Here is a 7,088-nt window from a genome sequence, read left to right as displayed (position 1 = left end):
GTTAGTGTGCCCTGATCCAGCAAAGCCTGATAAACCATCGCAGCTACCTCACCACGAGTGGCCTCACGCACGGGATTGAGTTTCCTCTGGTCAGGGGAATTGACCACAATCAGTTTTTTAGTAGCGGTTATTACTTGATCTGTGGCATAGCTGGGAATATCTCCTTTGTCATCATAGAGATCTAAAGCATTGGGATCCGATTCTTTTAAACCCAAGCCATTTACTAAGGAAACAATCACATCCGCTCGCTTAACATTATCGGCTTGTCCGAAGTTGCCATTAGCGTAACCAGATAGGAATCCACCACGATAGGCTTTTTGAATCGCATCCTTAGCCCAAGACCCATCACCGACATCTTTGAATTGCTTGGCCTCCCTTTTCGCTGGAGGGTTAAACGCTTTGCTAATCAAGGCCGCATATTGAGCACGGTTGATCTTATCGTTAGGTTTAAAGTTAGTGTTATCAACACCTGAAATCATACCTTCTGCCAACAATCCCTGAATAAACTCTTTCGCCCAGTGGTTTTGAATGTCTGCGAATGTGGGTATCCCGTCGTCGTCAAATTTGACAATATATTGATTAGTAATGGCGCTGACTGTTCCAGCATCCACCAAGGCTTGATAAACCATCGCAGCTACTTCAGCACGGGTAGCATTGCGAGTGGGGTTGAGTTGCCTGAGATTGCTGTGATTAACGATAATTTCTTTTTTGGTTGCGGTTTTCACAGCCTCAATGGCGTAGCTAGGAATAGAACCGCTGTCATCGTAGGCTTGTAAGGCATTGGGACTAGCAGCCGTTAAGTCTAACCCATTCACTAGTGAAACAATTATTTGGGCACGTTGGACCTTGTCTGCGGGTTTGAATGTCCCCCCAGGGTAGCCAGACAGGAATCCACCACGATAGGCTTGTTTAATCTTTTCGTAAGCCCAATAATTGGAAGCAACATCACTGAAATCCTTGGCATCCCTTTCAGCTGAAGGATTGAAAGCGTTGACCAACAAGGCCGCATATTCAGCACGGGTCATTGTTTTTTCTGGCTGAAAGGTGCCATCAGGGAAGCCACTAATGTATCCTTTACTGTACAATCCCTTGATGAAATCCTCTGCCCAATGACCGGCAATATCGGTTAACTTTTTCTTTTCTCCATCAGTGTCTTTATCGGTATCAGTGTCTTTATCGGTATCAGTGTCTTTATCGGTATCAGTGTCTTTATCGGTATCAGTGTCTTTATCGGTATCAGTGTCTTTATCGGTATCAGTGTCTTTATCGGTATCATCAGGCACCTTAGTGATCGCGTCATCAATTTGAACCGGACCACTGACTTTTGAGGCAACTAAAAAATTGCCCACTGAAATCAGCTTAACCGTGGTGTAATTTTTTAAATCAAACTCACCGTTGTTACGCAGTACGTTTTCCCCTGGGTCTCCTGTGGTTCCCAAATCTGGCAAACCCTTGCCCGAAACTGACAGACCAAATCTGTCGTTGTTTTCCATCCGATTCTTACGCAGTATCGGTCGAGCGTCCCCAGAAACCACTATCCCAAAGATGTTTTCAGAGGTTTGGTTCTCGACCAGCCTTGGCGCTGCATTACTATCAACAGCAATGCCATTACCCATTTTTTTACAGGTATTCCCTTGGATGTTCCCTTTGGCATCCCTGGTAATCGATATCCCTTGACCCTCTATACCACTACCAATGAAATTATTATCTTTAACTTCTGGTGTGGCCTCACCTGTCACATTAACCCCTTCACGATTGCACTCTTTGAAGGTACAATTAGCAACAACAGGACTACCAGACTCAATCCAGGCACCAGTGCCTCGGCGCTCCCGATTGGTCATTGTTACTCCCCTGAGTTCGGTATCCTTAGCTAGGATAAGGGTCACGTTTTGACCACCACCGAAACGGGTGTTGAACAACCCATTGCCTTCAATTAAGATGTCCTTGCCTTTGTTTGCTTCATCACCTATAATTTGTACACCGGAGGGAGCTTTCAGCGGAAAGGTTTCACCACTGGCTGTATTATAAGTACCAGGTTTTAGTTGAATCTCGTCACCTGAACCAGCTGACTCGAAGGCTTTGGTAATAGTTTTAAAGGGCGTAGATTCGCTACCATCAGCGCTATCACTTCCAGTAGCTGGATTGACGTATAGAGTTGCCATAATTTAGGATTACCCAAAACGCTTAAGAACACAGCAAAACTGCGGTGTCACCCATCATAGGGTTCACCACTTGCTAATTTCCTGAGCAGGAGGCTAACTTTCTTTAGAAATACTCTTAAGAATTGTTACCCAGATAGTGTGCCTGCTTTTATTGCTTATATCTCACAGTTTAAGCTCGATTTTCAGTAAATGTCCATTAAGACTTAAGCAGATTTACTCTGGATTTCTTGTTCTGGCAAGGTGAGAATCTCTACACCGTCAGGGGTGACAACTATAGTGTGTTCAAATTGGGCAGAAAGTTTGCGATCGCGTGTTACAGCTGTCCACTTATCAGCTAATATCTCCACTTCGTGGGTACCTTCGTTAATCATGGGCTCGATAGTGAAAACCATCCCAGCCCGGAGGCGTTTTCCTTTCCCTCGGGTGCCATAGTGAGGAATTTGGGGAGCTGTATGGAAAATCTTGCTAATCCCGTGTCCAACAAAGTCTCGCACTACGGAAAAGCCGTTGGACTCGGCATACTCTTGGATAGCAGCACCAATATCACCAACCCTTGCTCCTGGCTTGACCTCAGCAATGCCCCGCATCATACATTCTTCAGTAACTTCCACCAGCTTTTTTGCTAGGGGTGAGGGGGTACCAACAAAAAAGGTTCTAGAGGTATCCCCGTGATATCCATCCAGCTTTGGTGTTACGTCAATATTAATGATGTCCCCATCTTTAAGGATTTGCTTACCGTTAGGGATACCGTGACAAACAACTTCATTGATACTGGTACAGATAGATTTAGGAAAGCCCTGGTAGCCTAAGGGAGCACTGATTGCTCCATGCTCTTTTGTCCAACGCTCAGCTTCATCATTAATCTCTAGGGTGCTTACCCCTGGCTTAACCATGGGTTCTAAATGGTCTAAGAGTGCAGTGGCTAAGCGTCCAGCAAGACGCATTTTAGCTATTTCTCTACTGGATAAGAGCACAATTCTTTCAGCTGCCATGAGTTTTTATTCCGTCAATTACCCCAAAACCAGGGAAAAATTATACTATTTGTGGTTTTTTTAATTGTACAATAATAGGATCCCTAATTAACGCGGGTTGGCATGAGAGCAATAAATGAAGTATATTGTGGATTTTAGGGAATCGGGAATCGGGAATCGGGAATCGGGAATCGGGAATCGGGAATCGGGAATCGGGAATCGGAAATCGGGAATCGGGAATCGGGAATCGGGAATCGGGAATCGGGAACTCGGATCAGGTAAAAATCCTGTTTACCTCCTCTTTTGCTTGCTATCCAAAGCCAGAATATTTCAATAAAATAGGTCAGTTGATCAGAGCAAGTAGGAGTTGATTTTGGAGGTCAAAGCCGCAGTAGCTTTTGAAGCAGGCAAGCCTTTATCCATTGAAACGGTTCAGGTAGCCGAACCTAAGGCGGGTGAGGTGATGGTGGAAATTAAAGCAACCGGAGTATGCCATACTGATGCCTATACCATGTCTGGCGCAGATCCAGAAGGTTAGGCTCTTACCTCTAAAACTTTGTTAGAGCCAACTTCTGCCTTCTGCTTTCTGCCTTGCGCGTAGCGCTATAGCAATGCTCTTTTAGAGCCGCTACGCGATCGCAATCAGTTAGCGATGCTCTTTTAGAGCCGCTACGCGATCGCAATCAGTTAGCGATGCTCTTTTAGAGCCGCTACGCGATCGCATCAAATTCAACTAATACAATTCTCGTTACCGTTGTCAGCTCCAGTTCCTTAAGCAGTCGAAGCAGGTTATAGCAGTCGAAGTAAAGGTTAAGACAATTTCTATTCCCGACTCCCGACTCCCGACTCCCGACTCCCGAATGGCAATCAAGATTAGAAAATATCTGATCAACAGGAGTACCCCTAAACGGTTGCGCAGTCAGAATAATCGTGCCATCCTTTGCTCTGACCCAGCCTTGGGCTTCAATAATCACTTTTTTGTCTTGGGGAGGTTGAGGGGATATCACTGATGATTGTTGCTGCTGTAATTGCCGTAATTGTTGTCTGCTGCTGGCTAACCCAGGACGAGTTCGCCACCTCACTGTTCTGTGGGCATTAATCACTGGATCCTCTCGAGTCGGTGGTAAACTTGGTTACGCAGTCGGATATCAACAGCTTGCAGCCTAATATTGCCTTGGTCTCCTGCTGTTTCTGCTGCGATGATTCCCTCGTTGTTAAGGAAGATGGAATTAGCTTCAATCTTTAGGTTCCCTGCTGAACCCCTTGTTTCATTACTAAAAATATCCCCTATCTCTCGATATCCCGATATCACCACACTTCTTTTAGTTATAGATTTACAAATATCAGATGCAGCCCTATCACTATGACTACAACAACTAATCCCACTGAGCTTAACTCTGGTATTGGCGGTACCAAAAATTTCTACAACTGGAATTGGCAAGACAAACACTATCAAGTGGTCTACGAAACCATTGGCGCAGGAAACCCGGTACTGTTACTTCCTGCTTTTAGTACGGTTTCTAGTCGCACAGAAATGAAAGGTATTGCCAATCTACTCGCTACCAACTATCACGTTACGGTTCTAGATTGGTTGGGATTTGGCGAGTCTCAATGCCCTCCTGTGGATTACAATCCCGTATTATTTCAGCAGTTATTAGCAGATTTTGTTAACTCTGTTTTTAATAATAACTCAATTAGCTTACAGCTGTTTTCAGATGAATTGACCTCACTACCGAGAGCTACAAGCCCCCTAAATCACCCAATTCTGGGGGACTTTAACTCAATTTCCCCCCAAAGTTGGGGGGCTAGGGGGGCGAAACTTGCTGTAATTGCTGCCGGTCATGCTTCAGGATACGCTTTAAAGTTTGCCCAAGATAATCCAGATAGTATTTCTAAACTAATTTTAGTGGCTCCCACTTGGAAAGGACCGTTAAGAGTAATGGGTTTACCCGATGGAGTGAGAAACGGAGTAAAAAATCTAGTGCGATCGCCTTGGTTAGGTCAGACTTTATACTATCTCAACACTACCCCTTCGTTTCTGCGCTTGATGTATAAACGCCACGTCTATGTGGATCAAAGCAAACTAACTCCGGAATTTATCGCCCAAAAACACCAAATCACTTCCAAAGATGGCGGCAGATATGCCCCTGCTTCGTTTGTTACTGGCGCAATCGATCCTGTCGCTAATCGGGAGGAATTTTTGCAGCTTTTAGATTCTGTTCCCATGCCCGTATTAATTATATTAGCGAAAAATGCACCACCTAAGTCAAAAGCTGAAATGATAGCGATGGCGGAGTTAGAACAGGTGCAAACCGTTCGATTGGATGGAACTTTAGGTATTTCTGAAGAGTATTATGAAGCGGTAACAGCAGTGATTGAGGATTTTATTTAGCTATTTAGCGATCGCTTTTATCGCAGTTATCAGGACGAGTGAGTGACTTTAGTCGTAGGTTTTAGGGAGCAGGTAAGCATATGCGCTACGCGCACGCTACGCGAACAGCTATCAGCATTCAGCTCTCAGCTGTTTAATATAGCCTATTATAGCCTAGTGAGGTACAAGCATTTTTTTTCCTATTCCCTATTCCCTATTCCCTATTCCCTGTTCCCTATTCCCTGTTCCCTGTTCCCTGCTCCCTGCTCCCTGCTCCCTGCTCCCTAAAAACCCGAAATTTGTACCTCACAAGTCGTAGAATTGCTATATGCTTGACATGATGTATTGGAAGTTGATCAATTAATGAAACACACGGCTATTAGTCTATTTTGCGGTGCAGGTGGATGTTCTCTTGGGTTTAAACAAGCTGGATATTCAATTCTTTATGCCAATGATAAAGATGCGGCGGCAGTTGAAACATATAGAAGAAATTTTCCAGAGTCGTTATGTAGCAATGAGGATATCGATAACGTAGATTTTGGGCAGGTTCTTTCTGAAATAGTAATGAAACCAGGGGAACTCGACATATTGATAGGGGGACCTCCATGTCAAGGCTTCTCCACAGCGGGCTCAAGGTTCTGGGATGATCCAAGAAATAATTTGCTTAAACAATACGTTAAAGCACTAACTATTTTGAAGCCAAAATGGTTTATTATGGAAAATGTTGAAGGGCTACTTACCTCCAACAAAGGAAAATATGTATACGAAGCCGCTAAGGCGTTCATTGAACTGGGTTATTGGATTATAATTGAGAAAATTTATTCTCAAGAATACGGTGTACCACAAAGACGAAAGCGAGTTTTAATCATCGGGAATAGGTTGGGGCATGAGTTTAGAATGCCAGCACCACAATTTCAAGTTTCCGGTCAACTATTCCGTAACTCTGACATTACTATTTCTCACGCAATAAACAGTTTGCCGCCAGCAACAAAAGATAAGGGCACTCTACTAATACCTTTAACCTCGCCTCCTCAAGATGATTTTGATTCTTTTATTCGTGGAAATGCCACACAAATATCCGACCATTACTACCCAATTATTAACGGCATCCAGCTAAAAAGAATTACTGCCTTAAAGCCAGGTCAAACCATGAAGGATTTGCCAGAGGAACTACAGCATAAGTCATTTAAGAAGAGAGCAAATAGGCGCGTTGCTGATGGCATGCCCACAGAAAAGCGAGGTGGAGCGCCATCGGGACTTAAAAGACTGATTGGAAATGAGCCGAGCTTAACCATCACTGGTGCTGCCACCAGAGAGTTAATACACCCAGTCGAAAACAGACCTTTAACGATAAGAGAGGCAGCACGAATTCAAACCTTTCCAGATGATTTTGTATTTTGTGGGAATGCCTCTCATAAAATCCAGCAAATAGGCAATGCAATTCCACCAATTTTGGCTCGTGTATTTGCTGAACATATCCGTGATGATTATGGCTTCGAGGGCGATCAAGACAATGAAGGTCGCATGCTGGGCTTTTTGCTTACAAAGGCAGGGGCTATGAGCCCAGCTTTAAAAAATACAGAA

Annotated in this window: 8 protein-coding genes and 1 pseudogene; 5 read left to right on the top strand and 4 right to left on the bottom strand. The window is 44.2% G+C overall.

Annotated features, from left to right (window positions below):
- Together F6K49_RS32870 and map are read right to left on the bottom strand one after the other, a co-directional pair.
- The coding region (locus F6K49_RS32870) for an S-layer homology domain-containing protein (protein ID WP_293103395.1) at positions 1 to 2,162 on the bottom strand (2,162 nt) is incomplete at its 3' end.
- A gap of 203 nt (positions 2,163 to 2,365) precedes the next feature.
- Positions 2,366 to 3,154 carry a type I methionyl aminopeptidase gene (gene map, locus F6K49_RS32865; protein ID WP_293024954.1) on the bottom strand — a complete coding sequence of 263 codons (789 nt, stop codon included), beginning with the start codon at positions 3,152 to 3,154 and terminating at the stop codon, positions 2,366 to 2,368.
- Positions 3,155 to 3,269: 115 nt separating this feature from the next.
- On the opposite strand from map, the gene F6K49_RS32860 reads away from it, so the two are divergent.
- Positions 3,270 to 3,470, top strand: a complete 201-nt coding sequence (locus F6K49_RS32860) for a hypothetical protein (protein ID WP_293080298.1) — start codon at positions 3,270 to 3,272, stop codon at positions 3,468 to 3,470.
- A gap of 33 nt (positions 3,471 to 3,503) precedes the next feature.
- Positions 3,504 to 3,668 (top strand): annotated as a pseudogene (locus F6K49_RS32855) (S-(hydroxymethyl)glutathione dehydrogenase); the annotation flags it as partial.
- A 175-nt stretch (positions 3,669 to 3,843) separates the two neighbouring features.
- On the opposite strand, the gene F6K49_RS32850 reads toward F6K49_RS32855, so the two are convergent.
- Positions 3,844 to 4,236 carry a hypothetical protein gene (locus tag F6K49_RS32850; RefSeq protein ID WP_293024950.1) on the bottom strand — a complete coding sequence of 131 codons (393 nt, stop codon included), beginning with the start codon at positions 4,234 to 4,236 and terminating at the stop codon, positions 3,844 to 3,846.
- Complete coding sequence (locus F6K49_RS32845) at positions 4,233 to 4,448, bottom strand: hypothetical protein (protein ID WP_293024948.1); 216 nt, start codon at positions 4,446 to 4,448, stop codon at positions 4,233 to 4,235. The genes F6K49_RS32850 and F6K49_RS32845 overlap by 4 nt, the downstream gene beginning before the upstream one ends.
- A gap of 48 nt (positions 4,449 to 4,496) precedes the next feature.
- On the opposite strand from F6K49_RS32845, the gene F6K49_RS32840 reads away from it, so the two are divergent.
- The 3 genes from F6K49_RS32840 to F6K49_RS32830 all read left to right on the top strand — a co-directional run.
- Positions 4,497 to 5,525, top strand: coding sequence for an alpha/beta fold hydrolase (locus F6K49_RS32840; protein ID WP_293103391.1), 1,029 nt, complete (start codon positions 4,497 to 4,499; stop codon positions 5,523 to 5,525).
- Positions 5,526 to 5,567: 42 nt separating this feature from the next.
- Positions 5,568 to 5,792, top strand: a complete 225-nt coding sequence (locus tag F6K49_RS32835; RefSeq protein WP_293074583.1) for a hypothetical protein — start codon at positions 5,568 to 5,570, stop codon at positions 5,790 to 5,792.
- A gap of 57 nt (positions 5,793 to 5,849) precedes the next feature.
- The coding region (locus F6K49_RS32830; RefSeq protein ID WP_293103386.1) for a DNA cytosine methyltransferase at positions 5,850 to 7,088 on the top strand (1,239 nt) is incomplete at its 3' end.

The organism is Moorena sp. SIO3I6 (assembly GCF_010672095.1).
This window is presented reverse-complemented; position numbering and strand designations above follow the sequence as displayed.

Bases quoted from the DNA above. Each gene is read 5' to 3' on its own strand.
- map (WP_293024954.1), bottom strand. From the start codon at position 3,154: ATGGCAGCTGAAAGAATTGTGCTCTTATCCAGTAGAGAAATAGCTAAA.
- F6K49_RS32860 (WP_293080298.1), top strand. From the start codon at position 3,270: ATGAAGTATATTGTGGATTTTAGGGAATCGGGAATCGGGAATCGGGAA.
- F6K49_RS32840 (WP_293103391.1), top strand. From the start codon at position 4,497: ATGACTACAACAACTAATCCCACTGAGCTTAACTCTGGTATTGGCGGT.